Annotated in this window: 36 protein-coding genes; 16 read left to right on the plus strand and 20 right to left on the minus strand. The window is 65.0% G+C overall.

What is annotated here, in order from left to right; all coding sequences use genetic code 11:
* Positions 1-190: 190 nt before the first annotated feature.
* A complete protein-coding gene (locus tag ACYCVF_RS13085; protein WP_459595914.1) occupies positions 191-550 on the minus strand; it encodes a c-type cytochrome in 360 nt (119 codons plus the stop codon).
* A 123-nt stretch (positions 551-673) separates the two neighbouring features.
* The gene (locus ACYCVF_RS13090) at positions 674-1,126 is read right to left on the minus strand and encodes a pyridoxamine 5'-phosphate oxidase family protein (RefSeq protein WP_459595915.1); all 453 of its coding nucleotides are present in this window, start codon (positions 1,124-1,126) and stop codon (positions 674-676) included.
* Between the two features lie 166 nt (positions 1,127-1,292).
* Here ACYCVF_RS13090 and ACYCVF_RS13095 point away from each other — a divergent pair, with 166 nt between their 5' ends.
* The gene (locus ACYCVF_RS13095; RefSeq protein ID WP_459595916.1) at positions 1,293-1,466 is read left to right on the plus strand and encodes a hypothetical protein; all 174 of its coding nucleotides are present in this window, start codon (positions 1,293-1,295) and stop codon (positions 1,464-1,466) included.
* A 111-nt stretch (positions 1,467-1,577) separates the two neighbouring features.
* Complete coding sequence (locus tag ACYCVF_RS13100; RefSeq protein ID WP_459595917.1) at positions 1,578-1,934, plus strand: zinc ribbon domain-containing protein YjdM; 357 nt, start codon at positions 1,578-1,580, stop codon at positions 1,932-1,934.
* A gap of 6 nt (positions 1,935-1,940) precedes the next feature.
* On the opposite strand, the gene ACYCVF_RS13105 is transcribed toward ACYCVF_RS13100, so the two are convergent.
* The 4 genes from ACYCVF_RS13105 to ACYCVF_RS13120 all read right to left on the minus strand — a co-directional run bounded on the left by ACYCVF_RS13105 (position 1,941) and on the right by ACYCVF_RS13120 (position 4,006).
* Positions 1,941-2,861, minus strand: a complete 921-nt coding sequence (locus tag ACYCVF_RS13105; protein WP_459595918.1) for a DMT family transporter — start codon at positions 2,859-2,861, stop codon at positions 1,941-1,943.
* Between the two features lie 179 nt (positions 2,862-3,040).
* Positions 3,041-3,295 (minus strand): hypothetical protein, encoded by a 255-nt coding sequence (locus tag ACYCVF_RS13110; RefSeq protein ID WP_459595919.1) that lies wholly within the window; start codon positions 3,293-3,295, stop codon positions 3,041-3,043.
* Between the two features lie 172 nt (positions 3,296-3,467).
* Positions 3,468-3,671 carry a hypothetical protein gene (locus ACYCVF_RS13115; RefSeq protein WP_459595920.1) on the minus strand — a complete coding sequence of 68 codons (204 nt, stop codon included), beginning with the start codon at positions 3,669-3,671 and terminating at the stop codon, positions 3,468-3,470.
* A gap of 164 nt (positions 3,672-3,835) precedes the next feature.
* The gene (locus tag ACYCVF_RS13120; RefSeq protein WP_459595921.1) at positions 3,836-4,006 is read right to left on the minus strand and encodes a Flp family type IVb pilin; all 171 of its coding nucleotides are present in this window, start codon (positions 4,004-4,006) and stop codon (positions 3,836-3,838) included.
* Between the two features lie 363 nt (positions 4,007-4,369).
* Between ACYCVF_RS13120 and ACYCVF_RS13125 the strand changes: the two genes are divergently transcribed.
* The gene (locus ACYCVF_RS13125) at positions 4,370-5,677 is read left to right on the plus strand and encodes a M15 family metallopeptidase domain-containing protein (protein WP_459595922.1); all 1,308 of its coding nucleotides are present in this window, start codon (positions 4,370-4,372) and stop codon (positions 5,675-5,677) included.
* A 4-nt stretch (positions 5,678-5,681) separates the two neighbouring features.
* Here ACYCVF_RS13125 and pdxY read toward each other — a convergent pair whose 3' ends face one another.
* The 3 genes from pdxY to ACYCVF_RS13140 form a co-directional block, all read right to left on the minus strand.
* Positions 5,682-6,500, minus strand: a complete 819-nt coding sequence (pdxY, locus tag ACYCVF_RS13130; RefSeq protein ID WP_459595923.1) for a pyridoxal kinase — start codon at positions 6,498-6,500, stop codon at positions 5,682-5,684.
* A 40-nt stretch (positions 6,501-6,540) separates the two neighbouring features.
* The gene (locus tag ACYCVF_RS13135; protein WP_459595924.1) at positions 6,541-7,182 is read right to left on the minus strand and encodes an FMN-binding negative transcriptional regulator; all 642 of its coding nucleotides are present in this window, start codon (positions 7,180-7,182) and stop codon (positions 6,541-6,543) included.
* Between the two features lie 104 nt (positions 7,183-7,286).
* On the minus strand, positions 7,287-7,850 hold the full coding sequence (locus ACYCVF_RS13140; protein WP_459595925.1) for a TetR family transcriptional regulator: 564 nt from the start codon (positions 7,848-7,850) through the stop codon (positions 7,287-7,289).
* Positions 7,851-8,091: 241 nt separating this feature from the next.
* Here ACYCVF_RS13140 and ACYCVF_RS13145 point away from each other — a divergent pair, with 241 nt between their 5' ends.
* Entirely contained in the window at positions 8,092-8,436 is a 345-nt protein-coding gene (locus tag ACYCVF_RS13145; protein WP_028179789.1) for a DMT family transporter, read from the plus strand.
* Between the two features lie 21 nt (positions 8,437-8,457).
* Here ACYCVF_RS13145 and ACYCVF_RS13150 read toward each other — a convergent pair whose 3' ends face one another.
* The 4 genes from ACYCVF_RS13150 to ACYCVF_RS13165 form a co-directional block, all read right to left on the minus strand.
* Entirely contained in the window at positions 8,458-8,778 is a 321-nt protein-coding gene (locus tag ACYCVF_RS13150; protein WP_459595926.1) for a hypothetical protein, read from the minus strand.
* 73 nt (positions 8,779-8,851) lie between these two features.
* Positions 8,852-9,058 (minus strand): hypothetical protein, encoded by a 207-nt coding sequence (locus ACYCVF_RS13155; RefSeq protein WP_459595927.1) that lies wholly within the window; start codon positions 9,056-9,058, stop codon positions 8,852-8,854.
* Between the two features lie 227 nt (positions 9,059-9,285).
* On the minus strand, positions 9,286-9,567 hold the full coding sequence (locus tag ACYCVF_RS13160; protein WP_459595928.1) for a hypothetical protein: 282 nt from the start codon (positions 9,565-9,567) through the stop codon (positions 9,286-9,288).
* A gap of 185 nt (positions 9,568-9,752) precedes the next feature.
* Positions 9,753-11,675, minus strand: a complete 1,923-nt coding sequence (locus ACYCVF_RS13165) for an FAD-binding monooxygenase (protein WP_459595929.1) — start codon at positions 11,673-11,675, stop codon at positions 9,753-9,755.
* Positions 11,676-11,778: 103 nt separating this feature from the next.
* On the opposite strand from ACYCVF_RS13165, the gene ACYCVF_RS13170 reads away from it, so the two are divergent.
* Both ACYCVF_RS13170 and ACYCVF_RS13175 read left to right on the plus strand, forming a co-directional pair.
* On the plus strand, positions 11,779-12,243 hold the full coding sequence (locus ACYCVF_RS13170; RefSeq protein ID WP_459595930.1) for a MarR family winged helix-turn-helix transcriptional regulator: 465 nt from the start codon (positions 11,779-11,781) through the stop codon (positions 12,241-12,243).
* A gap of 116 nt (positions 12,244-12,359) precedes the next feature.
* On the plus strand, positions 12,360-12,788 hold the full coding sequence (locus tag ACYCVF_RS13175; protein WP_459595931.1) for a COG4315 family predicted lipoprotein: 429 nt from the start codon (positions 12,360-12,362) through the stop codon (positions 12,786-12,788).
* A 51-nt stretch (positions 12,789-12,839) separates the two neighbouring features.
* On the opposite strand, the gene ACYCVF_RS13180 is transcribed toward ACYCVF_RS13175, so the two are convergent.
* Positions 12,840-13,436 (minus strand): L,D-transpeptidase, encoded by a 597-nt coding sequence (locus ACYCVF_RS13180; RefSeq protein WP_459595932.1) that lies wholly within the window; start codon positions 13,434-13,436, stop codon positions 12,840-12,842.
* Between the two features lie 343 nt (positions 13,437-13,779).
* Between ACYCVF_RS13180 and ACYCVF_RS13185 the strand changes: the two genes are divergently transcribed.
* Positions 13,780-14,778, plus strand: coding sequence for a hypothetical protein (locus ACYCVF_RS13185; protein WP_459595933.1), 999 nt, complete (start codon positions 13,780-13,782; stop codon positions 14,776-14,778).
* Positions 14,779-15,134: 356 nt separating this feature from the next.
* Positions 15,135-15,365 (plus strand): DUF6894 family protein, encoded by a 231-nt coding sequence (locus tag ACYCVF_RS13190; RefSeq protein WP_459595934.1) that lies wholly within the window; start codon positions 15,135-15,137, stop codon positions 15,363-15,365.
* 96 nt (positions 15,366-15,461) lie between these two features.
* Here the strand turns inward: ACYCVF_RS13190 and ACYCVF_RS13195 are convergent, their stop codons facing one another.
* On the minus strand, positions 15,462-16,247 hold the full coding sequence (locus ACYCVF_RS13195) for an SDR family NAD(P)-dependent oxidoreductase (protein ID WP_459595935.1): 786 nt from the start codon (positions 16,245-16,247) through the stop codon (positions 15,462-15,464).
* A 127-nt stretch (positions 16,248-16,374) separates the two neighbouring features.
* Between ACYCVF_RS13195 and ACYCVF_RS13200 the strand changes: the two genes are divergently transcribed.
* Together ACYCVF_RS13200 and ACYCVF_RS13205 are read left to right on the plus strand one after the other, a co-directional pair.
* Complete coding sequence (locus tag ACYCVF_RS13200) at positions 16,375-16,767, plus strand: hypothetical protein (protein ID WP_459595936.1); 393 nt, start codon at positions 16,375-16,377, stop codon at positions 16,765-16,767.
* A gap of 110 nt (positions 16,768-16,877) precedes the next feature.
* A complete protein-coding gene (locus ACYCVF_RS13205) occupies positions 16,878-17,126 on the plus strand; it encodes a hypothetical protein (protein ID WP_459595937.1) in 249 nt (82 codons plus the stop codon).
* A gap of 16 nt (positions 17,127-17,142) precedes the next feature.
* On the opposite strand, the gene ACYCVF_RS13210 is transcribed toward ACYCVF_RS13205, so the two are convergent.
* The 5 genes from ACYCVF_RS13210 to ACYCVF_RS13230 form a co-directional block, all read right to left on the minus strand.
* On the minus strand, positions 17,143-17,328 hold the full coding sequence (locus ACYCVF_RS13210) for a hypothetical protein (RefSeq protein ID WP_459595938.1): 186 nt from the start codon (positions 17,326-17,328) through the stop codon (positions 17,143-17,145).
* Between the two features lie 172 nt (positions 17,329-17,500).
* Entirely contained in the window at positions 17,501-17,782 is a 282-nt protein-coding gene (gene minE, locus ACYCVF_RS13215) for a cell division topological specificity factor MinE (protein WP_459595939.1), read from the minus strand.
* Entirely contained in the window at positions 17,779-18,594 is an 816-nt protein-coding gene (gene minD / locus ACYCVF_RS13220) for a septum site-determining protein MinD (RefSeq protein WP_454648164.1), read from the minus strand. Before minD ends, minE begins: the two co-directional genes overlap by 4 nt.
* Before the next feature lie 19 nt (positions 18,595-18,613).
* Positions 18,614-19,312, minus strand: a complete 699-nt coding sequence (gene minC / locus ACYCVF_RS13225) for a septum site-determining protein MinC (RefSeq protein ID WP_459595940.1) — start codon at positions 19,310-19,312, stop codon at positions 18,614-18,616.
* Between the two features lie 231 nt (positions 19,313-19,543).
* Complete coding sequence (locus ACYCVF_RS13230) at positions 19,544-20,560, minus strand: ABC transporter substrate-binding protein (protein ID WP_459595941.1); 1,017 nt, start codon at positions 20,558-20,560, stop codon at positions 19,544-19,546.
* Between the two features lie 100 nt (positions 20,561-20,660).
* On the opposite strand from ACYCVF_RS13230, the gene ACYCVF_RS13235 reads away from it, so the two are divergent.
* The 6 genes from ACYCVF_RS13235 (at position 20,661) to ACYCVF_RS13260 (ending at position 25,871) form a co-directional block, all read left to right on the plus strand.
* A complete protein-coding gene (locus tag ACYCVF_RS13235; protein ID WP_459595942.1) occupies positions 20,661-21,308 on the plus strand; it encodes a TetR family transcriptional regulator in 648 nt (215 codons plus the stop codon).
* 84 nt (positions 21,309-21,392) lie between these two features.
* The gene (locus ACYCVF_RS13240; protein WP_459595943.1) at positions 21,393-22,163 is read left to right on the plus strand and encodes an ABC transporter permease; all 771 of its coding nucleotides are present in this window, start codon (positions 21,393-21,395) and stop codon (positions 22,161-22,163) included.
* Positions 22,164-22,193: 30 nt separating this feature from the next.
* On the plus strand, positions 22,194-23,231 hold the full coding sequence (locus ACYCVF_RS13245) for an NAD-dependent epimerase/dehydratase family protein (protein WP_459595944.1): 1,038 nt from the start codon (positions 22,194-22,196) through the stop codon (positions 23,229-23,231).
* Positions 23,218-24,039 carry a GNAT family N-acetyltransferase gene (locus ACYCVF_RS13250; protein ID WP_459595945.1) on the plus strand — a complete coding sequence of 274 codons (822 nt, stop codon included), beginning with the start codon at positions 23,218-23,220 and terminating at the stop codon, positions 24,037-24,039. The genes ACYCVF_RS13245 and ACYCVF_RS13250 overlap by 14 nt, the downstream gene beginning before the upstream one ends.
* Positions 24,040-24,045: 6 nt before the next feature.
* Positions 24,046-25,101 carry a dihydrodipicolinate synthase family protein gene (locus ACYCVF_RS13255; protein WP_459595946.1) on the plus strand — a complete coding sequence of 352 codons (1,056 nt, stop codon included), beginning with the start codon at positions 24,046-24,048 and terminating at the stop codon, positions 25,099-25,101.
* Entirely contained in the window at positions 25,089-25,871 is a 783-nt protein-coding gene (locus tag ACYCVF_RS13260; RefSeq protein ID WP_459595947.1) for an ABC transporter ATP-binding protein, read from the plus strand. Before ACYCVF_RS13255 ends, ACYCVF_RS13260 begins: the two co-directional genes overlap by 13 nt.
* The last annotated feature ends 11 nt before the right edge of the window (positions 25,872-25,882 follow it).

Genomic DNA, 25,882 nt, shown 5'->3' on the forward strand with positions numbered 1-25,882 from the left:
ACGGAGCGGGCGGAGGCTACGCATCGAACGCCGGGGCGTCGAGAGGACTCCACCGTGACATCATGCACCTGTTTTGCCCGACGACGCAAAGAAAATTCGGTATCGCCGAAGTCAAATCAAATCCCGAGCGATTCCAAGGCGATGTCTACTGTGCATGGGGTTGTTTTCGCGAAATGTCGTTTGGCCGGTCCTATTTGCTCTTCAGGCTCAGGATATAGGCCGAAAGCGCATCGGCCTGCTCCGGCGAGATCACGAGGTTCGGCATGTTCCGGTGGCTGGTCCGCCAGAACACCTTGAGCGACAGCGCGGTGGTGCCGCTGCGGTCGGCGATGGCCTGGAAGCTCGGGGCCTCGTCGAAGAAATCGGTGATGCTCCGCTCGACCGCGTGACATGACTGGCACCACGCCTGCGCCAGGCGTTGTCCTTCGGCAACCGTGCGCGAGACGGGCCTCGGGGCCCCCGCGGCGGTGTGGACGACGCTGAAGAGGAACAGCACCGACAGAATGATCAGGATAACGATGCCGATGGAGATTCGAACACTGTGCGACATCGCCAAACCTCACCGCGATTGAATCATCGAGCCAGCCTAGATTTGCACCACAAGGCCAGGTTGATCTGCGTCAAGGAAGGAGCGGATGATCGCCCTGGTCCTCGCAGCCTGCCGCCCGCGTCCTCAGCACGTCACGAGATCGGTGTGGCCGAATCCCTTGGAGTAGTCGAGCAGCGAGATCACCGTCGGTGTGAGGCGGATCAGCCGCACCTCGGAAGGCTTCGGCACCGTCAGGCCCAGCGCCTTCTGCTCGGGATAGCGCGCCATCAACAGGGCGATCGCCTTCTCGGCCTCGGCCGGGTCGGTCACGGCCGCCGCCCGCGCCGCCATGGACAGGCCGGTGATCTCCATCACTTCCGCCGGGTCGTCATCGATCGCCAGCGACACGCGGTCGTCGCGGGACAGGTTCTGCGCCTTCTGGCTGTCGATGCCGCAGAGGAAGTAGATGGTGAAGCCTTCGTTGGCATAGCCGACGGTCGTCACCTGCGGCCAGCCGTCCGGGCGAACGGTTGCGATCCGCATCGTACGGTGCTGGTCCAGCAAGGCCTGGATCTTGTGTCTGAAAGCGTCGTCCATCGCGCGGCCTCCGGTGGTCATTGCCGGAGAAGGATACGACCCTCGCGCGCGATGCCGTTGACGCAGCTCAACTCGCGCGGACGGCATTGCCTCATTGATCTCGCCGCTCGCCAAGTTCACGGCGACCGCATAGGCTCGCGCGCATTCGACGTCAGGAGGCATCATCATGAACGAGAACCGCTATTACGGCGTCCGGGTCGAGGGCGCGAAATACGGCGTGGGGTTCGGCTCGGCGCTGGCCATCGCGATCTCCTACACCAATAACCAATCGATCCTGTGGGCGATCATCCACGGCATCCTGGGCTGGCTCTACGTGATCTTCGTCGCGCTGTTTCGGTGACATCGCACCGGCGGGCCGGGCGCGGCCTGCGCCGTTCGCAGCTTTTCCTTGCTTTCCCGGTTCCCGCCCCTACGGTCGCGCCGCGAACGAACCGGGGAGACGAGACAGACAATGACCGACACGATGAAATGCCCGGCCTGCAATTCCGAGCACGCCTATCAGGACCGCGATCTCTGGGTTTGCCCGGAATGCGGCCATGAATGGAGCGGCGCGGCGGACGCGGCCGCGGCCGCGGACACCGCGCAGGATGCCGGCGTGCGCGATGCCAACGGCAATTTGCTCGCCGACGGCGACAGCGTCATCGTGATCAAGGATCTCAAGATCAAGGGCTCCTCCTCGGTCGTCAAGGGCGGCACCAAGGTGCGCAACATCCGCCTGCAGGAGGCCAGCGACGGCCACGACATCGCCTGCAAGATCGACGGCATCGGCGCGATGAACCTGAAATCGGAGTTCGTGCGGAAGGCGTGAGGTCCGCTAGCTTTGCCGCTGCGCCAGATAGAACCCGCACAGCACCGTCACGAGCCCCGCCGTCTGCAACATCGTCGGCGGCTCGCCGAGCAGCAGCCAGCCGATGAGCACGGTCAGCGCCGGCACGCAGGCCGGAAACACCGAGGCGCGGGCAACGCCGAGGCGCTGGACCGAGACGGCGTAGAGATAGAGCGCGGCGGGCCCGGCGAGCACGCCCTGCACCAGTGCCTGGATGGCGTTCTCGGTCACGCCGATCGCCGCGATATGGGCGAGGCCGACGGTCGCGATGTAGATCGGCAACAGCAGCAGCGACAGCGCGTTGATCACCAGCGCAGCCGACACGGCCGAGACGCGCCAGCGGCGCAGGGCGGCACCGAAGCCGGCGAACATGAACCCGGCGAGCACGAAGATCAGATCGCCCTGCACGCCCTCGGCCCCGATATGGCCGATCGATTCCGCGCCGATCACGCCGAGGCCGCCGACGATGACGACCGCGCCGGCAAACCTCGAGGCGGAAATCCGCTCCTTCAGCACGACCGCCGCGAGCAGGAGGCCGCCCAGCGTCGCGCAAGAGGGCTGGATCACGCTGCCATGGCCGAGCGGCACGAACAGGAAGCCGGTATAGGAGATCAGCGACATCACGGGGCCGCCGAGCACCATCAGCACGAGCCCCCTGCTCCAGCCGATGCCGCAGAGATCGGAGAAGCCCGCGCGCGCCACCAGCGGCAGGAACGCGATCCCCGACCAGACATAGCGATGAACGAGGAGATCGACCGGCGTGAAGCCGACCTTGAGGCCGTGCCGCGTGCCGGCGAAGCCGAGCGCCCAGAACAGCGCCGCGGCAAGGCCGCAGACGATGCCGAGCATGGCCGGCGCTGCGTCGTTCTTCTGAGTGGGAGCGTCAGCGCCGCTCGTCCGCTGATCCATGGATCAAGCGATACGTCGGCGCGTTTGGCGGCTCAACCCACGCTGCTGCAGGGCTGGCACGCGGGCCGCAGTGATTGCCGCACGCGCGATGCACATGGGGCATGGTGATGTTCAACGGCCGCAGGGGCGGTGAATCTCGCGCCAGGCGAGGCTCCACCTGACCCCGCTCGAGTTCAGCCTCAGCGGGCTGCACCCGTGGTGACGTCCGCGGTCGTCACCTTGCGGGGGCCGAGCACCTTCGCCTGGTGGACCGAGGCGGCCGTTGTCGGCGCCGAGACCTGCTGCTCGACATGCGCAGCGCCGAGCACGCGCACCTGCAGCGGAGAAACCGGCAAACCGTTGGCCGCATAGGTCGGCAGTTCGGCCGCGACGGCCGCAGTACCGCCCACGATCGTCAGGATGGCGGCGGCGATCGACAAAGTCTTCTTGTTCATTGGTGATGCTCCAGGAAATACGGGTCGGAGCATATTTAGGCGCGCTTTGCTGCATTGCGACATGTTTTGTTGCATTGCAACAACGCGCATGATGCATGGCAATAGCCGAATAAGCGCAAGGCCTTGGACGAATCACGCTGTCTGCGACATTGCCGCTTCTTTGGGCAGCAACTCAACCGCCGAGCACGTTCCCCCAGCCATCGAAGAGATAAGTCTTCCAGGCCACGGTTCCGTCCCCGCCGGGTCGGCTGGCACGCCGGTAGTCGTCGGCCTGATCGGCGGTCCAGGTAATGATCGTGTCCGAAAGACGGTCGTGCAGGATGGCCGGCTCGCTGGGATCGAAGGCGTCCATGGGACGAAGGGTAGGATGCGTCATGGCCGACCAAACGCGCCGGCCGCAGCAAAGTTGCGGCACGGCCTCGGGCAAAACATAGCGCCGAGGAAAGGCGAACTCAAAGAGCGATGCCACAGGCCTCACTCGTGGCAGCGGCGCAAAAGCGTTGCGGCGCGTGCGGCACACGAGAGGGGGATGCACGCGCCCTATTTCAACGCGGTTGCCAGCGATTGCAGCTTTGCGACGAGATCGGTGCCGAGGGCGTAGATGATCTCGATGATGGCGAGCGCGATTGCGGCTGCGATCAGGCCGTATTCGATCGCGGTGGCGCCGGATTCATCGGCGGCGAACTCGGCCAATATGCATTTCAATTTCACAGGCGCCGCCCTTCAAAAACCCATCGGATATTGATTCTACCGAAGATTGTCAGAACGGGAGAAATGCACGACAACAATCCAAGATTGCGCCAATGCGATCGCTGCAAATTGACGAAAAATGCTGCTGTCGCCGACATTTGCGTGCCGGGTGAGGCTCGCGCCATCATGGAACCCGCGTTGCGCCTCGGCAACACTCGCCCAGAAAGGATATTCTCGCCCATTTGCGCCATTGCGCCGCCACACCCTCCCCCGAACAATCGACGCGCTGCGTGCCTTTACGTGCAAGACTGTTTTCGTCACGTCTGTTTGCATCATGATGTTCGGACGAGATGGTTCGAACAGAACCGTTTGGAGGCAGGGATCATGAACGATCGGCGGTCTCTTCTGGTGGCGGTGTCGTGTCCCTCGGCTGTTCTGGCCGGCTGGCTGGCGTTGTCTCTCTCCGCCTATGCACCCGCCCTCATCGAGAACAGCGGCGCCAACGTGGCGGCTGTCTCGCGTGCCAAGGATCTCAGCCGCCTTGAGCTCGCCGACGTGCCGCGCGCTGCGACCCTCGAGGATGGCCTCGCCCTGACCGCCGATATCGCCGCCGCGGTCGCTGCGCCGATTGCCCCGGCAGCGACGGCGCAGGAAACGCCCGAGGAGGCCGCTCCCGCAGTCAAGCTCGCTTCGGCCGATCCGGTGCTGATCCTGCCGCCGGAGCCGGCACCCGCGCCGCAGATCTCACCTGAACCGGAGCCCGTCGTCAGCGAGGCAGCCCCAGCTCCTGCTCCAGAACCCGTCAAGCTCGCGTCCGCCGATCCCACCGAGATCGTGGCGACGGATGCATTGTCCCCCGCGGCGATTGCGAGCGGGCCCGTCACGCTTGCCAGCAAGCCATCTCCGCCGGCCGACACCGTCGCGGTGCTCGACGAATGCTTCGTCATCGAGGCCTGTATCGACCGCTACCTCTGGGCGCTTTATCAGCGCACCGCGAAGGAGGACACGATCAAGGTCCAGGAGCGGCGCGCCGTCACCATCAAGCGCAAGGGCAAGACCGTCACGGTGATGCGCAGCTTCACCAAGCTGGTCGATCAGGACTTCGGCTGGAAGGATCCGAAGGCGGCCGAGCGCGCGGGCATGTCGATGATGGATTACGTCATCGGCGGCATGGACAAGAGTTTCAAGCAGAAGCTGTTCCGCACGCTGCTCGCGGCCGAAGCCGCCGGCCTGTCGCCGGGTATCACCAGCGCGTTCCGCGACGACTACCGCCAGTCCATCGCGAGCGGCCTGAAGGCCGCCTCCGACCGTTCCTATCATGGCGGCAGCACACGCGGCGGCTATGGCCACGGCATGGCGGCCGACATCGTCAGCACCCAGGGCAACAACCGAGCGCAGCGCTGGGTCTCGACCGAGATCCTGTGGAAGTGGGTCGACGCCAACGGCAAGGCGTTCGGCATCGGCCGCCCCTATCTCGGCCGCGATCCGCCGCATGTCGGCCCCATCGACGGAAAGGAATATATCTCGCGCCGCGGCGTTGCGACCGACCGCAAGGAAGCCGCCAACGTCAAGCCGAAGAAGACGCGTGCCGTCGCCAGCGCCAAGCCGCCCAAGGCGCAGGCCGCGCGGGAGCAGAGGAGCCCGGCCAAGCCGCAGAAATCGGCGCAATCGGCCGTGAAGCCCGCGACCTGAACCGTCAGGCGTCGCGTGCGAGTGTCGGCAGCGGCACGAGCCGCATCTCGGCGGTGCCGGCTTCCTGCGTGCGCACCAGCACCGCAAAGATCGTGTCGACCGAAAGACGTACTGCCGACTCGATCGCTTCGCCCTTGGCGAGATGCGCCGCGATCAGCCCGGCGAGAAGATCGCCGGTGCCGTAGGGGCGGATGGACAGGCGCGGCGTCGCGAAGCGCGACAACTGCCCGTCGGCGCACAGGATCGTCTCCACCTGCCCCTCCGCCGTATCAGCGAGGGTGCAGCCGGTGGCGACGACGTCGGTGCGGCCTGCGCCTGTCAGCGCGGCGCACGCCACGCTGAGACCCTGGACATCGGCCACGGCGAGACCGGAGAGCAATTCGAGCTCGAACTGGTTCGGAGTCGTGAGGTTCGCCGCCGGCAGCAGCCGGTGCCGGACCACGTCCAATATGCCATCAGCAACATAGACGCGGCCGTCATCGCCGATCACGGGATCGCAGAGATAGACGAGCTTCGCATTCCGCGTGCGTGCCCGCTCCACGAAATCGGCGATCACGGCGGCATTGCCGGGTGAGCCAACATAGCCGGTGACGAGCACGGTGGCTTCGTCGACCAGGCCGCGCTCCTCGACGCCCTTCAGGAGATCGGCGACGAGTTCGGTCTCCAGCACCCGACCGCGCAGGCTGGGATAGCGTGGATGGTTCGACAGCAGCGTCGTCGGCACCGCCGCAACGTTCACGCCCTCCGCCTGCATGGCGTAGACGGCCGCGCTGTTGCCGACATGGCCGTGGACCACTTGGCTCTGAATGGAGATGACGAGCATGAGGAAGGTCCGTAAGGTCAAACGTTGCGCGGGGCAAGAGTTACGGCATCTCGTATCCAAGCCCCTGCCGCAGCGCCTGCATCTTGCGCGCCAACCGCCGGTGACCCGACTCCTCCGACCGCGCCAATCGATCGGCGACCGCGACATGGTCAGCATCGCTCTTGTGCTGGTTGAGCTTGGCCTGCCCTTCGACCTCATCCACCACGAGATCGACGACGCGGATCGCAGCCAGCATGCTCTCGCGCTTGCCCGGCTCCATCTGCGCGAGGTCCCAGGGTTCTTTCGGCAAACGCGCTTCGGAGACTGCGAGCAGCGCATCGCCGTGTCCGCGGTTCTCGTCGAGCCCGCGCAGATGGGCCACGCCCGACAGGTGCACCGCTTCGTAAAGCCAGGTCGAGACGTTGTCGCGTGAGGCATACCAATCGTTGGAGACATAGGCATCGTCGCCGGTAACGATCAGCAGAAATCGTCTGCTGCCATCGGCCAGCGCCACAAGCGGATTTTTGGCGGTGAAGTGAATCTGCACGACAGTATGCCCGCCGCGCTCGGTCAGCACGAATGGCACGTGCGAGGCCCGCGGCCCGCGCTCGTCCGCCGCCACGATCACGCCGAAGCCGCGAGATGCGGCAAATTCCAGCGCGCGCTGCGTCTCGATGCGGAACTGGGCGCGGAGAATGTGCATGGCGCGGGGACTCGATGAATGGATGACGAACGCGGCGAGGCTCACCCATAATCCCCCGAAATCTGAATAACAATCAACCTTCGAACGCTGATACCAGCAATCCCTCAGCGCCGCGACAACCTCGCGAGATAGGCGCAGAACATGTCGGCCATGGCGTCGGCATAGGCTGCGATCTCCGCCTCACTCCGCATCTGTTCCGAAAAACTCTTGCTGACTTCGCTCAGCGTCCTCGTGATCAGTTCGCCGGCGAGGGTGCGCGTCGCATCCGAAGCTTTGGACAGCGTCTCGCGCATGAAGGCGGCGACGATGCCCTCGCCGGCCGCCCGTGCGTCCCGCGCCTCGGGCGCATCGCGATAAAGCGGCGCGGCATCATTGAGCGCGATTCGTATGACAGCTTCCTCGCACTCGGAGCGGATGAAAGCGTGAACCAGTGTGCGCAGCCGTGCCCGCGGCGGCCTCGCCCGGTCGGCGAGGATGACTTCGAGCAGCCCGCTGGCGCGCCGCCACTCATCGCTCTGGAGACGAAACAGGATCGCCGCCTTGTTCGGAAAATATTGATAGGCCGATCCGACGCTCACGCCGGCCCGCTCTGCCATCCGCGCCGTCGCGAAGCGCTGCGCTCCCTCCTTCGCCAGAACCTGAACAGCGGCATCCAGGATGGCCGCCACCAACTCCGTGGAGCGGGCCTGTTGCGGCTGTTTTCGTGAGGAAACTGAAAGGCTGCGGATCGATTGAAGCCCACGTTCGACCGTCGCTATGTCACGGAGCCGCTGCGCGATTCATCGCGCGGCGGTCTGGTCATCCGGACCGACCGCGGAGCCTTTGCGCCGCGCTCCAAGCTGTCGCAGGCTCGTCACCCCCGCGTGGTATGCGCCGTCATATGTCAGCCCTCGTCGGCCTGGTCTCCGCATGAGCTCCGTCTTCAACGCCTATACGGCTCTTGCCCTCGCCATCGTGTTCGAGGTCACCGCGTCGGCGTTCCTGCAGCAGTCCGCGCAGTTCACCCGTCCCTGGCCGACGCTGGCGATGGTGCTGTTCTACGTCGCCTCGTTCTACGCGCTGTCGGTGGCGATCCGGGTCATCCCGTTGAGCATCGCCTATGCGATCTGGGGCGGGGTCGGCATCATCCTAACCGCCACCGTCTCCTTCGTGCTGTTCCGCCAGATCCTGGACGCCGCAGCCTTCGTCGGCATCGCGCTGATCGTGTCCGGGGTCGTGGTCATCAACCTGTTCTCGGAGACCACGGTGCGTTGATGCCGCCCGGTGCCGGCGCGCCTACTGGCTCTGCACCGGCTTGGGCTGACGCGGCGCGGATTGAGGCGGCTTTGCGCCAGGCTTGGCCGCACCCCGGGGCGGCGATTCATCGACCGACACGAGGTAGGCGGCGAGTGCCCTGGCCGAGTCGGCGCTGGTTGCGTAGTGGTCCTTCAGGAACCATGACAGCGTCAGGGTGAAGCGGCCCTTGGCCAAGCCGCGCGGGCTGCGATGGCAGGTCGCGCAGCCGTCAGCAAACAGCTTCGCGGGCGATTTGCCGGCGTCGAGATTTTGCGCGGCCGCGTCCGTCACCGTCAGCCCGGTGGCGGCTGCGACAGTCATCAGGGGCACAGTCAGGCCGCGCCAAGGTCGAAACAACGACGTCAAACTGTCGTCCCCTCGCCCTGTCTCGCGATCACGCCGCCGACAGCTGATCGAATTCGGGCGGCGCGTAAGCCTTGCCGTCCTGGTCGGTGACGACGACCCGCCACCCCTCGCTCGCCCACACTTTTGCCTTCGCCACGATGACCAACCGGCTCTCGCGGGCGAAACTGTACTTCTCGTTGTCGCGTTCTGCGACCATTTTGTAGGCCAATTCGCATCCCCTTGCGTCGCCCTGCACCCAACTTCGTCGTGGCAGCGGGCTTTGGCGGCAATTCGCCGGGAGCGTGGCAATTTGGTGCCATCCGCAGGTATGGCCGGCCCCGTGCCTTCCGGCTACGGAGCCGATTCTCACATGTAGAGCTGCGATAGAACACGATCCGGGAAAGTGTGAAACGGTTCTCCGAAAAGATCATGCTCGCGCAAAGATCCGCGCGCGATGACGGTTCATCCGGATCTCATCGCGCTTCAGTGCACGCGGATAATATGGGGTCGGCCGAGATTGATCAGGCCTTGCACCGCCGAGAGGCGGTCATCGAGAGCTGCAATGGTGAGCAGCAGGTTGTTACGGCGCTCGTCGAGCAAGCCCATCTCGGCGCCGGTGAGCTTTGGGCTCGCCCGCTCCTTGTTGATCGCTTCGAGGGACTTGCGCAGGCCGGCAATCAGGGCGGCCAGCTGTTTGGCCTCCTTGGTCATCGACCGCTTCGCGACGTCGTGCTGACGGCGCGTCTCTGCTTGGCTCTGTCTCATCGTCATCCTCCCGTGCCCCGCTGCCCCGAGTGGATGCTTACAGCTTTGAGTAGACATATTACGATCGATGAAATCTGTCCGCGAAGAACTTTCTTAAATTGTACGCGCACGGAACCGGGCCACCGAAAGAAGCCCGGCGGGTTCACTATTCATCCGTCGTCCATCGCAGCAGGTGCGGCGCTGCGTCAGTTCAATTTCAGCATGAAGCCGTCGAAGTACGACGCAAGCCCGGCATAATCGTCGAGCGGCAGCACATGCGCGACATACTGATCTGGCCGCACCACGACCATGCAGCCGTTGTTTCGATCGATGCCTCGCATTGCGAAAACGTCGTGGCCACCCTTCAGGTCCGGGCAAAACATCTTCTCGTAGTCGATCAGACCATAGCGGCCCTTGCGCGGAAGCAGCAGCGACGGCATCGCCACGACGGCAAGCTCGCGATGGTCCTGCTGGAAGACGGCGCGCAAGTCGATCACGCTGTCGATGTCGGCGCCCGCTCGCGTATAGCGTCTGATCGGCGACTCCCTGGCTTCGGCGAGGAAGCTGCACAGCGCGCGAATGGCCGAGCCGGGAGCCGCAGGATCTTCCGCGGGCGCGAACGCGTAGAGGCGGAAACGGCCGTCGGCCTGCGCGGCGTGGCCGAGATGGACCGACTTGGCATCCGCCAGTCGGATCACCGGCGCGGAATGGAAGCGCTTGCCGATGACGAAACCTTGCGCCAGGTGCTGATGCGAAGCCGTGCCGGTGAGCACCGATGACTTGTAATGCGTTGCCGTGCCTGCGGTGTAGCGGCCGTGCCTGACGAAATAGTCCTGCGTCTTAGCGGCATCGGCGCCGCCGGCCTTGGCAGCGGAGGCGAGAATCGCCGCCCATTCGCGGTCGAAATCGATCAGCTCCTTCGCGACCGCCTGGCGCTCCGCCGAATAGGAATGCAGCAGGCTTGGGGCACACTGTCTCCGCAAGACGGCAGCGAGCTTCCAACCGAGATTGAAGGCATCCTGCATCGAGACGTTCATGCCCTGCCCGGCCTTCGGGCTGTGGGTATGGCAGGCATCGCCGGCGATGAAGATGCGCGGCAGGCACGTTGCGATCTCGTTCTCCGGCGCGTCGTCGAACTTGTCGGCAAGGCGCTGGCCGATCTCATAGACCGACCACCAGGCGACCTCCTTCACGTCGAGTGTATGCGGCTTCAGGATGCGCTGCGCCTTGGCGATCACATCGTCGGAGGTGATGTTGCGGTTCGCGACGCGCTCGCCGACATTGAGCTTTGCGAGCTCGACATAGATGCGGACCATGTAGCCGCCTTCACGCGGAATGATCAGCAGGCTGCCGTCCCCGGCCGACTGGATCAGCGACTTGAATCGGATGTCCGGGAAATTCGTCACGGCCAGCACGTCCATCACGCCCCAGGCGTGGTTGGCGGAATCGCCATGCAGTTCGCGCCCGATCGACTTGCGCACCGTGCTGCGTGCGCCGTCGCAGCCGACGACGTAGCGCGCCCTGATGGTCTCGACCTTGCCCTCGTTCGCGGCATCGACGCGTTCGAGGCGCACGGTCACGGCATGATCGGCGGCACCGGCTGCCGCATCGACATGGAGGTCAAGCACGCGTCGGCTGTAATACGGCTCGAGCTTCGCCGGTGATCTGCGCATGAGGTGGAGGAAGCAGTCATGGATGCGCGCCTGGTTGAGGATGACATGCGGGAATTCCGACAGCCCGTCCTCGACATCCTGAACCCGGCCGCTGCGGGTGATGGTCTCCGGTGTCCGCTCTTCCGGCTTCCAGAACGTCGTTTCGTTGACCCAATAGGCCTCCTTCAGCACCCGTTCGCTGAAGCCGTAGGCGTGAAACATCTCCATGGTGCGGCAGGCAATGCCATCGGCCTGCCCGACCAGCAGGCGGCCCGGCTTCTGCTCGACGATGCAGGTCTTGATGTCGGGGAATTGCGCAAGCTGGGCGGCGAGCGTCAGGCCCGCAGGCCCGCAGCCCACGATGAGAACATCGACCTCGTCAGGCAGGGTGCCTGTCGCGCCCAGCGCCTGAACACGCTCGGCGGGATCGGCAATTTCGGGATCGCCCGGCTGAAATCCATTCAGATGGAATTGCATGAGCACCTCTCCCGGCGATGTTCTATTTGGATATTGATCAGTATGCTGACTATCAGTATACTTGTCAACGACCCGCATCTTGCTGCGAGCTCCGGAGGATTCGGTGAAAGACAACAACGAGATGCCGGGACATCTGGCGCGCCGCTTCCAGCAGATCGCGGTCGCGGTATTCCTGGCCGAAGTCGAAGGCGCCGGCTTCGATCTCACGCCGGTGCAGTACGCCGCGCTCGCGACCATCAAGGCCAATCCGGGGCTCGACCAGGTGACGCTCGCGGGATTGATCGCCTACGACCGCACCACCATCACCGGCGTGATCGATCGCCTCGTCCAGAAGGGCCTCGCGGAGCGCCGCGCCTCCAGCCGCGACCGCCGCGCGCGGGAGCTCGAGATTACCGACGAAGGCCGGCGCACGCTGCGCAAGATCACGCCGGCCGTCGAATCCGCGCAGCGCATCATGCTGCGTGGCTTGAGCGCCAAAGAAGGCAACGAGTTGATGCGGCTGTTGCGCAAGGCCATCGCCGCCGGCAACGAGCTCAGCCGCGCCCCGCAACGTGACGCGCAAGTCTAATCCCAAACCATGTCCGAATTTGTCGCAGCGCACGAAACCAGGAACTAACCTTCGCCTGCTAACCTCGGCCGCATTGGGCTTAACGCGCAATTAACTTTGCGGGGCGGAGTTTCGGAATGTTCAGGTTCCTCGTTATGGCCGCAGCCATAGCGCTCTCGACAAGTCATGCGGTCGCAGGCGGCCATGGCGGCGGCGACCCACCTCCGCCGAAGGTCGAGGCGCCGGTGGCTCCAGCGAAGGTCATCCTGACCAAACAGGGCCCCAAGCTCGTCGATCTCAACGGCATGACGCTCTATACCTACGAGCGCGATACCACCGGAAAGACCTCGAGCTGCAACGGCAAGTGCACCGAGAGCTGGGTTCCGCTGACAGCAACGGCCGACGCCAGGGCCGTCGGCGACTTCACCGTGATCAGCCGCGACGACGGCAGCAAGATGTGGGCGTACCGCTATCGTCCGCTCTACACCTCACCCGCCGACAAGGCGCCGGGCGACGCCAACGGCATCGCCACGACGTTACAATGGCGAATCGCTCGGCCTGAGTAGCGGCGCCCAACGACCTCTATCCAGGACGCGAATTGATCGCTCGCGGAGCACTCACCCGCGCCAGCGCGCGCCCGTGGCAGCCTGCGCGTTCTGCCCGGGCGGCAGCACCACGACCATCGAATTGAGCTTTACCCGGTCGTAGAGATCGATCACGTCCTCGTTGCGCATCCGGATGCAGCCGGAGGAGATCGCCTGCCCGATATATTCGGGCTGGTTGGTGCCATGGATGCGGTAGAGCGTGTCCTTGTTGCCGACATACAGATAGATGCCCCGCGCGCCCAGCGGATTGGCGGGACCGCCGGGAACCCGCGCCGGATAGGGACCGAGCCGCGCCTGGATATCCGCGGTTGGAACCCAGTCCGGCCATTCCGCCAGACGGCCGACCCGCGCGACACCGGAGAACGCCATGGCCTCCTCTCCGACCGCCACGCCGTAGCGGATCGCCTTGCCGTCAGGCAGCACATAGTAAAGGTAGCGCGCATCAGTATCGACCAGGATCGTGCCCGGCTGTTCCTTGCGGTGGTAGTCGACGATATGGCGGAGATATTGCTCAGACACTTTCGCCTGCGCATAAGGCGCGTGCGCGAGCAACTGACGATCGCGCGGCGTCATGCTCGCATCCGTCGACGGCGAAAGTGTCGTCTGCATGCAGCCGCCCAACGGCAACAAGGCCGCAACGAACAAAACGAGTAGAGATCTTGGCACCGCCGGCCCCCCATAAAGCATAGGCTAACCCCCAGATTCCCCACATGCTGCCAAAATCGTGCAGAAAACAAGGCGGGGCGGAACACGTGCGCGTGTTCGACGGACGGGTTCCATGATCACAAACGGCGGAGGACTGTCTCATCATCTCCATCCCCACGCCTTGCTTTGGTCAAACCCGGCTGGACTCGTGCGCATGGGAGCTCGGGGTGGGTTCACCTCGACAGATCGGCCTCCGCGCCGATACGGACAACCAATATTTCAAACACTGGGCTTCAAAGGAGCTGCAATGCTCGCGACGCTGAACGCCAAGCAAATCGTCGATGAGATCGTGAAGGACACGGTCAAGGACAACGATCCGCACGACGCGGTTCAGATCTCTCCCGAGATCGTGCTGGCCTCGCGGCCCACCAACGTGTCGCCTGCGCTGGCGCCGGAGATTGCACCGCGTCCGGAGCCGAAGTTCGCGCCGGAGCCGGCGCGCGCGCCAGAGCCCACCATCAACGTCGTCTACGGAAAACCCGCCGTGCTACCATCGGTCGACACGGCTGTCCGCGTCGCATCCAGCGTTGATCCCGTCAGGCAGAAGCGATCCTCGGTCGGCAAGTGGCTGCGGGGCGCGTCGGTCGCGTTTTTGTTCGCGGGCGCCAGCGTGGCGGCCTCGATTGCCTGGGAGCAACACGGCGACACCGCAAAGAAGATGCTCGCCGAATGGACGCCGATGCTGGCGTCGTTGATGTCTTCGTTGATGCCTTCGGCATCGCAGACGACACCTGTTGCCGCCTTGCAGGCTGCGCCGCCTCCGGCACAAGCAACAGCCGATCAAACGATCGATCCGTCAGCGCCGCCGCCCCCAACTCAAGCCGCCGTTGCGGCGACGTCGGCCCAGCCCGACCCCGCGCAATCGGTGCAGTCGATGTCGAACGACCTCGCCGCGATGGCGCAGCAGATCGAGCAGCTCAAGGCCAACATCGCCGAGCTGAAGGCCGGACAGGAGCAGATGGCCCGCGAGATGGCGAAAGCAGCTGCGCCGAGGCCGGTGACTGCCGAGACCAGGCCGGTCGATCCACGCGCCCGCGCTGCTGCGCTCCCGGCACAGCCCACCGCACCGCCGGTTCGCAAGCCGAAGCCGCCTGTGACGCGGACCTACATGCCGGCCTCTTCGCCCGCGTCGCTCGCACCTCCGCCATCGCAGGCTGCCACGGTTCCGCCGCCCCCGGTTGCGACCACACAAGCCGTTGCCGATGACGATGGACCCATCGTGCGTCCGCCGTTGCCGCTCCGCTAGTGTCGTAAGGTGGCGCAGGCTGCCCGAGTCGATGTGATGCAGTGAGTCCGGGCGATTACGGGAGCGATGTCTCGCTCGTTTTTCCGTTCAAGAGAAAAGGCCGTCGGGATCTATGCCGCCGGCCTTCTCTTGCAGCTGCCGGTTCCCGGAGCCCGGTTCTGCTGCAATTCCATGCCTTAAGATCGCGTACGCATATTTAATAAATTCTTAACGAGCCTGCGGGCTGCACATCATTTCTGCGTCATACGCACAGAGATTCCGCGTCCTGTTCATTCGGCAGATGTCGACTCAGTGGTACCATCGGATTCGTGTTGAGACTTGCTCTGAAGCTCAGATCGTCACACCGGGGAATTCGGATGCCCTACTACTATTTCGATCTTGTGGTTGGTGGTGAGTTCAAGAACCAGGGTGGAATCATCCTCGAAGACATCGAGGTTGCCTCCGATCGCGCCAATCAATTGGCTTGCGAGCTGTCGCAGGTGAAGCCCGAGCTGCAACAGAAGGGTTGTGCGGTGCGCGTCACCGATCGCGACCACAACGAGCTCTACCGCACGCCGCTCGATCCGGTGCCGGCCTGGCAACGCTAGGCAGGACTTCTTCAAGCGAAGTGGATGCCGGTTCGCGTTGAGAAAAACGCGACGAACCGGACCCCAAAGATCGCTCCGACGGCATCGGAACGATCTCTACTCTTCGAGCGCCGGCGGCTCGAACCAATTGGTCAGCGACAGGCCGCCGTCGACGACGAAGGCTGCGCCGGTGACGTACGCCGAGAGCTTGTTCGACAGCACCGTGAGTGCCATCGGCACCAGATCGCCGGCCTCACCGAGACGCCCGAGCGGAATGTGCCGCGCCAGCGCAGGATCCGCAACGAAGCCGCCCGCCGCTATCGCTCCGGGCACCAGCGCGTTGACGCGAATATCGTGGCGGCCAAACGTCTTGGCCAGCTCCTTCACCAGCATGCCCAGCCCCGCCTTCGCCGTCGAATAATGCGGCAGGTTGCGGGGCGTGCCCGCGTGCAGCGAGGTGAGAAGCAGGAACGAGCCCGGCCGCCTCGCTGCGATGAGCCGCTTTGCGATCTCGCGCGCCAGGTGAAAGCCGGCGTCGAGATTGACGGCATGCATCTCCTGCCAGGTCCTGCGATCGACCGCGAACGCATGATCGGCCTCCCGCCGCGGCGGCGAGGCGCTTTGGACGAAATGCGTGACCTCGCCCAGCGCGGCATGCGCGGCCGCCAGCAGCTCATCGCAGGCCTCGAGCCTGGCGAGATCGCCGACCCAAGGCACGGCCAGAGCGGGCCGCTCGCTGGCGCTGATCGCGTCACGCACCCGCTCGGCGCTCACGTCCGCGAACACGGTCCGCACGCCCTCGCCGACCAGGCCCTGCGCGATCGCGCGGCCGATGCCATTGCCCGCGCCGGTGACGAGCGCGGTGTCGCGTGCGGGATCGAACGGCGTGCTGAACAGGCTCATGTCGCTCTCCGAGACTGGGGAGCGTCAGGTTAGCCTACTGCCCCGACGCAGGACAATTGCGCCGCGCGCCATTGCGGAGCGGCGCGCCGACCGCTAGCCTCTCAAAAAAACGGAGGAGGTTCCAAGGATGCGCGCCGGTTTTCTCATGACGGGGCTGTTGCTGCTGGCTGCGCCGGCCCAGGCGGCTGACGCTCCGCCGCGATCGACCTATGTGACGATGGTCTTGCAGGCCTTCGCCGCCAAGGTCGAGTGCCCCAACACGGATCTCGTCTATCAGGACCTGGTGCAGAAGGCGCAGCAGATGCACCTGCCCGACGGTACCACCGAGAAGGTGCGCAAGGCGATCGCCTGGATGCACACCGGCGGCAAGTTGGGCGAGAAGCAGGACGACGATCTGATGGCCGAGGTCGCGGTCGCGACCCAGGCGACCGACATGGACCAGCGCCGCCTCGGCATGACCGGCTGGTGTGAGGCCCAGAAGACCAACCTCGCCGGCCTGATCCGCAGCAAGGGCGGCTAGCGAGCCGGCTTCGCCGGTTAAGCACGCCGCGACGGAACCTCCGCTGCGGCCCAAAATCGTCACAATCCTTGAAAGTATGCAGCCTCTTCGAATTCGAACAGGAGGCCCTCATGCGGAGTATCCATTTCGTTTTCGCCGGCGCGATTGCAGCCGCCACGGTGCTGACTGCGCCCGTACTGGCGAGGAATTCAGACACCCAGAAGGGCGAGGAAAAATCCAACTCGTCGTCCTGCAGCGCCTATCAGCAGGGGCCGGACGGCTCGTGGGAGCCGCTCCCCTGCAAGGGGATGGGCGAACGCGCGCAGCCGCAGACGCAGAACCGCACATCGCCCCACGGCGCCGATCGCGGAGAGCGTTGAAGCGCGCTTACGACTCTCAGCTCTGATGGGGGCCGCGCATGATCTTCATGGCATCGGCGATGTGGCGCCATTCCCTGGCCTCGTCGGCCTCGCCGCGGTCCTCGCAGGCCTGCGCCTGCTCGGCGGCCTTCGCGATCGCAGCAAAACCGTGCTGTTCGAGCATCTGCCGCGCGACGGTGTGGACCTGAACCTCGGACATCATGGGCGCTCTCCCGGCTGGCGGAAACCGCGGTGCCCGGTCCGGCGTTCCGCGGGTCCCGGACAACGATCTCGTTGCGCGTCCCGTTCCCGCCCGCCACGACAAAGGCGGCCCGCCATGCCCGGCGGACCGCCTTCTCACCCACCCCAAAACGAGTAGTCCTCGGCCGCGGTCCCTACGCGACCGCCACGCGCTTGCCCTCGAAATCGTTGGGCACTTCGATGTCGACCTCCAGGGTCGAAACCTCGTCGCCGCGCTCGAGCCGGACGATGACCTTGGTCGGGTCCAGCGCCACATGCCTGGACACTACGGCGAGAATTTCCTCGCGCAGCACACCGAGCAGATCGGGCTGGCCGCGCATTCCACGTTCATGGGCAAGCAGGATCTGCAGCCGTTCGCGAGCGACGGGTGCCGAGGCCTTCTTGCCGCGGAGAAGTCGAAGCAGACCCATGCTCATGCAGCCCTCCGTCGCAGCAAACGATCCATCAGACCTCTGCGCTCGGCAGGAACATGCATCGTGACGTTCTCTCCGCAGAGGCGCTTGGCCGCGTCCATATAGGCCCGCGCCGGCGCTCCATCCGCGTTCGACAAGGTCACCGGCGTGCCGACGTTGGACGCCTTCAACACATCCTGGCTCTCCGGGATGATGCCGAGCAGGGGTGTCGCCAGGATCTCGAGGATGTCGTCGATGGTCAGCATCTCGCCGCGCGCGGCGCGGGAGGGATCGTAACGGGTGATGAGGATGTGCTTCTCGACGCGCTCGCCCTTCTCGGCCCGCACCGTCTTGGAATCGAGCATGCCGATGATACGGTCGGAATCGCGCACCGAGGAGACTTCCGGATTGGTGACGATCACGGCCTCGTCGGCGAAGCGCATCGCCATGGAGGCGCCGCGCTCGATGCCGGCCGGGCTGTCGCAGATCACCCAGTCGAAGCGGCTGCGCAGATCGTCGATGACCTTGCCGACGCCCTCTTCCGTCAGCGCGTCCTTGTCGCGGGTCTGCGAGGCCGGCAGCAGCCAGAGATTCTCCAGCCGCTTGTCGCGGATCAGCGCCTGCGGCAGTTTCGCGACGCCCTGCACCACGTTGATGAGGTCGAACACGACACGGCGCTCGGCCCCCATCACGAGGTCGAGATTGCGCAGGCCGACGTCGAAATCGACGACGACGACCTTGTCGCCGCGCTGCGCGAGCGCCGCTCCCAGCGCGGCGGTCGTGGTGGTCTTGCCGACCCCGCCCTTGCCTGATGTCACGACCAGTACCTTGGCCATCTCGATTGTCTCCTTCTGGTCAGTTCAGCGCGGTAATTCGCATGGTATTGCCTTGCAGGAAGGCCTGGGCCGGCCGCCCCCGCAAGGCCTCGTCGATGTCGTCGGCGGTCTGATAAAACCCATCGATTGCAAGCAGTTCGGCTTCGATCTTCTGACAATAGATGCGCGCGCTGGTGTGACCGTTCACGCCAGCCATCGCGCGGCCGCGGAGCGCGCCGTAAACGTGGATGGAGCCGCCGGCGACCACCTCGGCGCCGGACCCGACCGAGCCGAGAATGGTGACGTCGCCTTCCGGAAAGATCACGGTCTGCCCGGAGCGCACGGGCGCTTCGAGCAGCAGCGAGGTCGGCTTGACCTCGGCCTTCGTCTCGGTTTTCTTCGGTGCGCTCGGCCCGACCACGCAGCTGCGCCCGCCCGACAGCAGCGGCGGCATCATGGGGGTCAGCTTTCCCTCCTCCACCCCTTCGATACCGAGCACGCGGATGTTGCGGTCCTGAAGGCTGGTGAGCAGATGGCCTATGCCGGACTGGCTGAGATCAACCGAAGACAGATCGATAACCACCGGCCGGCCGGCGAAGAAGCCCGGCGAACGCGCGATCGTCGCGTCGATCTCCTGCAGCCAGTCCTGGATCGGGACCGTCGGCGTGAACACGAAAGCCACATAGGAGCGCCCGCGCAGGCGCACCATCTGACGTTGGACTTTTGCTGCAGCCTCCATAGCGGCCGACTCGTTCCCTGTTATTGAATGGTTAACGATGCGGCGGATATGGTTAACGGCCGGTTAATTTCTCCTTGGCCACGTGAATGGGTCGGCCGGGGACGCCGGCTGCTCCCGCACCGTCACTGCGAGGAACCCTCGCGACGAAGCAAATCCAGCCTGCCTCCGCAGAGGCAGTTTCCGGATTGTTTCGCTACGCTCGCGATGAAGCAGGATGGAGCTGCCCTCCCCCTACTTCTTCACCTTGCTCGCATCCATCTTGATGTTCGGATCCAGCATCTTCGTCGTGAACACCGTCGTCACGTCGAACGGCTTTTCCATCCCTAGATAGGTATGGACCAGCTCGTAATCCTTCTTCATCCGCTCGCCGTCGATCCAGCCGAGCGCCTTGGTGGTCGTGAACTCGTCCGTCATCAGGAACTTGATGCGCTCCCACTGGCGTTCCTGGTTGGCGCGGTCGAGCCCCGAGACCTGCGCGAGCAGCGCGTTCAGGCACGGGGCTACGTCGGCGACGCAGGCCGCAAATGCCTTCTGCGTGACGCGCACGAAATCTTCGGCGACCTTCGGATTCTTCTGAAGATAGGCACCGTTGACGATCAGCGAATTGCCGTAAGGGTTGAGCCCGATGTCCTTCCAGTTGACGTAGCCGAGATCGCCACCGAACTCGATCACCTTCAGATCGTGCTCGTTGTAGAAGTCGCTGATGATATCGACCGTGTGGCTCTTGAGCGCCGCGATCTTCGCAGTCGGGCCGACATTGACGAAACCGACGGAGTCCGGTGCAAGACCTGCGGCCTTGGCGAAGGCCGGCCACATCACGCGCGAGGCATCGCCGGGCGGATTGCCGATCTTGTGGCCCGCGAAATCCTTCACCCCGTTCACGCCGTAGCTCTTCAACCAGTAGAAGGTCTGGCCGGTATTGGCATAGACGCTCATCACGGCAACCGTGTCGGCGCCCTTGCTCTTGGCGACCAGCATGGTCGCGAGATCGGCAACGCCGAAGGGCGAGCCGCCGGAGCCAACCTTGGCGGCGGAGACGCCGGAGCCCTTGCCGGTCTCGATGGTGAGATCGATGCCCGCCTTCTCGTACCAGCCCTGCGCCTTGGCGTAGTAATACGGCGAGTGGTCGGCCGTCGGCGTCCAGTTCAGGATCAGATTGACCGCCTCGCCCGCGCACGCGGGCACCGCCGACACACCGAGCATCAGGGCCAACACCAGGGCAGATCCCGCCGCCTGCAAACGCTTCATCGCATCTCTCCTCATTGCCGCGACCCGGCTTGTCGCTCTCCCCGTGTGAGGATACCAATGCAACAAGCCCGCCCTCAACTTGTCAACTGTTTGGTTGGAAATGCCCGCGAAACGATCTGGCGACACCGTGCCGCAGCGCCGCGACCCCGTCGCCACCCGCAAGAAACTGCTGACCGCGGCGCGCCAGGAATTCGCCCGGCACGGCCTTGCGGGCGCCCGCGTCGACGAGATCGCAGATCGCGCCGGCGTCAACAAGCAGCTCGTCTATCATTACTTCGGCGACAAGGACGCCCTCTACCTCGCCGTGCTCGAATGGGTCTATGAGGACATCCGCGAGCAGGAGCGCAGGCTCAATCTCGAAGGCCTGCCGCCGGAAAAGGCGATCCGCAAGCTGATCGAAGCCTCGTTCGACCATCTCGCGGCGAACCCTGATTTTATCGTGCTTCTGAACGACGAGAACCGCGGCGGCGCCCGTCATGTCCGCGGCTCGACCCGGCTGGAAGCGATGCACTCCCCACTGGTCACCAGCGTCTCCCACATCCTCAACGAGGGAGTCCGTTCGGGCGTATTCCGCAAGGGGATCGATCCCGTCCAGCTCTACATCTCGATTGCCGGCCTCAGCTATTTCTTCTTCTCCAACACGCCGACGCTGTCGGCGATCTTCGGCAAGGACCTGTCGAGCCGGACCCAGCGGCGCGCCCGCCGGCGGCATGTCGCAGACCTCGTGCTGCAGTCGCTCCGGCCATAATCAACCAACTGGTTGAAAGTTTCCGCAAGGCCGGTTAGGCTTGCGACCTGCGGCAGGGTGGCTGCCGGCAACGGGGAGCAATCGGTGGCAGGAGACGGGGCACGCACCTGGCGCAGCTTTGCGATCATCCTGATCGTGCACCTCGTCGTGCTCGTGCTGTGGCAGGTCGCGGTCGACGCCTTCCAGGTGCCGAAATTCATCCTGCCCTCTCCGCTCGCGACAATTCAAACATTGGGAACCACAGGCTATGCCTGGGGCGCCAACACGCTGGTGACGGCAATCGAGATCCTCGGCGGCTTCGCGCTCGGCGCCTTCGTCGGCGTCGCGCTCGCCGTGATCTTCAGCTGGGCACCGCTGCTGAGCCTCGTGCTGCTGCCGCTGTTCGTGACGCTGAACATGATCCCGAAGGTCGCGCTCGGCCCGCTCTTCATTGTCTGGTTCTCCTACGGCATCGTGCCGAACATCCTGATCGCCTTCAGCATATGCTTCTTCCCGATCCTGCTCACGACCGCGCGGGGCCTGCGGGAAGTCGAGCCGGACCTGCTCGATCTCGTGAAATCGCTGCGCGGATCGCGCTGGACGCTGTTCCGCAAGATCCAGCTGCCGGGATCGCTGCCCTACATCTTCTCCGGGATGAAGGTCGGTGCCATCCTCGCGGTCGCCGGCGCCATCGTCGGCGAGTTCATCGCTTCCGAGCGCGGGCTCGGCTACCTCATGATCCAGGTGCAGTCCTCGCTCGACACGCCCGCGATGGTGATGGCCGTCGTGCTGCTGACACTGCTCGGGGTCGCTCTCTACGGCCTGGTGCTCGCGCTCGAACGCATGTTCGTGGTCGGCGACGCAAGACAAAACTGAAACGGCAGAACTAAGACCAAGGACAAATCCATGCTGCTCACCCGCCAGACGCTGCCGAAGACCATCCCTGACATCGCGGCCCTCGACGATCTCCTGTGCCGGCCGACGCAGGCCCTGATCGACGACCTCAAGAAGGTCGATGGCGACATTATGATCCTCGGCGTCGCCGGCAAAATGGGGCCGACGCTGGCGGGCCTTGCGAAAGCGGCCGCGCCGGATCGCCGCGTCATCGGCGTTGCGCGCTTCAGCGAACCCGGCGTGAAGGAGTGGCTGCAGGCGCGCGGCGTCGAGACGATCAACTGCGATCTGATGGACGAGAAGGCTATTCAAGCCCTGCCGAAAGCGCCCAACATCGTCTTCATGGCCGGCCGCAAGTTCGGCGCCGAGGGCGATCTGTCGCTGACCTGGGCGATGAACGCGCATGTGCCGGCGCTGGTCGCGCAGGCCTTCCCTTCGTCCCGCATCGTGGCGTTCTCCACCGGCTGCATCTATCCGTTCGTGCCGGTCGACGGCAAAGGCTCGACCGAGGACATGGCGCCGAACCCGCCGGGCGAATACGCGCAGTCCTGCGTCGGCCGCGAGCGCATGTTCGAGTATTTCTCGCGCAAGTTCGGAACGCCGGGCCGCCTGTTCCGCCTCAACTACGCGATCGACATGCGCTATGGCGTGCTGCACGACATCGCGACGAAAGTGCTGACGGGCGCACCGATCGACGTCAGCCTCGGCCATGTCAATTTCATCTGGCAGGGCGATGCGTCCGCGCAGGCGCTGCGCTGCCTCGCCCATTGCACGACGCCGACCTCGCCGATCAACGTCAGCGGCCACGAGATTTTGGCCGTGCGCGATCTCGCCCAAAAATTCGGTGCAAGGTTCGGCCGCGCACCGGTGCTGACAGGCAAGGAAGAGCCGACCGCGTGGCTGACCGACACGTCGAAGGCGGTCGAACTGTTCGGCCTGCCCGTCGTTGACACCGAGCAGCTGATCGCCTGGACCGCGGATTGGGTCTCTCGCGCCATGCCGAGCCTGGGCAAGCCCACCAAATACGAGGTGCGCGATGGCCGCTACTGACGGTCCGCGCATCGACCGGCTCGGCGTCGAGGATGCAGACGCGGGCCTTGCGCTCTCGACCGAAGCGCACTGGAACCAGACTATCGAGGACTGGCGCTTCTTCTTGAGAGAGGGCTTCGTCTTCGGCATCCGTGACGGCGCACGGCTCGTCGCGACTGCGGCCCTGCTGCCCTATTCCGGCAACAATGCGTGGATCAGCATGGTGCTGGTGACGGCGACGCATCGGCGCCGCGGCCTTGCGACGCGCCTGGTTGATGCTTGCATGGATACGGCGCGCCAGAATGGCCTGACGAGCTGGCTCGACGCCACACCCGACGGGGCCGCGGTCTACGGGCCGCTCGGCTTCACGCCGACGCTCGAATTGCGTCGGCTGAAGCTAGCGAATCCCGAGCCGTCACGCGGTCCGGCACCGGGGCCCGCAACGCTCGAGGCGCTTCGTGCCCGGGACCGGCGGGCGACTGGTCTCGACCGAACCGCCCTGCTCGCCGCCTTCGCGCAGCGCTCCGGCTCCCGCATCGTCGCCGCCAACGGCGCCATCGCGCTGGTCCGCGACGGCAGAACCGCGCGCCATATCGGGCCGCTGTTCGCTGATCATCCTGCCGAAGCGCTGGCTCTGGTTGACGTGATCACGCGGTCCGAGAGCCGTCCTCTCCTGCTCGACGCCGTCGCCGAGCAAAGCGCGTTCTTGGATGGATTGCTAGCCGCTGGCTGGACCATCGAGCGGCCGTTCCAGCGCATGCGGTTCGGCCCCGCCACCATCGCCGCCGAAGAAACGCCATTCGCCGTCGCCGGCCCCGAATTCGGATAGGACATCATGCATCACAGCCAGATCAATGCCGACGTCCGCAAGCTGATTGCCGACGGCACCGTGCTGCCGGCGCATCCGCTTGCGCTCACCGCCGAGCGACAGCTCGACAAGACGTACCAGCGTGCGCTGACGCGCTATTACATCGACGCCGGCTCGGGAGGCCTTGCCGTCGGTGTGCATACCACGCAGTTCGCGATCCGCGACGTCGGCCTCTACCGTCCCGTGCTCGAGCTCGCCGCCGAGACCGCAGCACACTGGACCAAGCGGCCGCTGGCGCTGGTAGCGGGCCTCGCCGGACCGACCTCACAGGCAATCGCCGAGGCCCGTACCGCGCGCGACATCGGTTACCATGCGGGCCTGCTGAGCCTCGCCGCGATGAAGAGCGGCTCCGAGGACGAGATCATCGCGCATTGCACCTCCGTCGCCGCCGAGATTCCACTGGTCGGCTTCTATCTCCAGCCCGCCGTCGGCGGCGTCGTCCTGTCCAGCCGGTTCTGGCAGCGCTTCGCCTCGATCGACAATGTCATCGCGATCAAGATCGCGCCGTTCAACCGCTATCGCACGCTGGATGTGCTCCGCGGCGTGGCAGCCGCCGGCGCGCTCGACCGCGTCGCGCTCTACACCGGCAACGACGACCACATCCTGCTCGACCTGATGCTGCCGTTCGATCTTCGCGACAAGGGCATCACCACACGCACTTATTTCAAAGGCGGCCTGCTCGGCCACTGGTCGGTGTGGACCGCGAGCGCCATCAAGCTGTTCGAGCGCTGCAAGGCTGCGCGGCACAAGGACAGCGTGCCCGCGGACCTGCTCGCGCTCGACGCCCGCGTCACCGACTGCAACAGCGCTTTCTTCGACGTCGCGAACAATTTCCACGGCTGCATCGCCGGCTGCCACGAGGTGCTGCGGCGCCAGGGCCTGATGAAGGGCCTGTGGTGCCTCGATCCGAACGAGGGCCTTAGCCCCGGCCAGAAGGAGGAGATCGACCGCGTCACGCGCGAGCACGCCGACCTCAGCGACGATGCCTTCGTCGCCGCGAACCTGGACAAATGGCTGGCATGAGCTCGGATCCCTTCATCAGCCTGCAAGGCGTCCGAAAGGTCTATCGCTCCGGCGGCATCGAGTTTCTCGCGGTGTCCGACGTCACCATGGACGTGCAGGAAGGTGAGCTCGTCTCGCTGGTCGGCCCCTCCGGCTGCGGCAAGACGACGGTGATGAAGATACTGGCCGGTCTCCATGGCGCCGACGGCGGCACCGTCAAGATGGGTAATGCCAGGAGCCCGTTCGATCCGACGCGGGACATCGGCATGGTGTTCCAGCAGGCACTGCTCTTGAAATGGCGGACCATCCTCGACAACGTGCTGCTGCCGGCCGAGATCGTCGGCCTGCCGATGAAGGCCGCGCGCGAACGGGCGCGCGATCTGCTCCACCTCGTCGGGCTTGCCGGCTACGAGCAGAAATATCCGCAGCAGCTCTCCGGCGGCATGCAGCAGCGCACCGCAATCGCGCGCGCCTTCATCCACGATCCGAAACTGATCCTGATGGACGAGCCGTTCGGCGCACTGGACGCGCTGACGCGCGAGCAGATGAATCTGGAGATGCTGCGGATCTGGCGGGAGAGCGGCAAGACCATCATCTTCGTCACGCATTCGATCCAGGAAGCCGTCTTCCTGTCCTCGCACTGTGCCGTGCTGACAGCGGGTCCGGCGAAAATGGCCGACTATTTCGCGATCGACCTGCCCTTCCCACGCGACCTGCCGCTGAAAACGACGGACGCATTCGGCGCCTATGCGCGAAGGATCTATGCGAAGCTGGGATTGGGCGCGGCGTAAGACACCGCGCC

It is taken from the genome of Bradyrhizobium cedriense, from assembly GCF_054602315.1.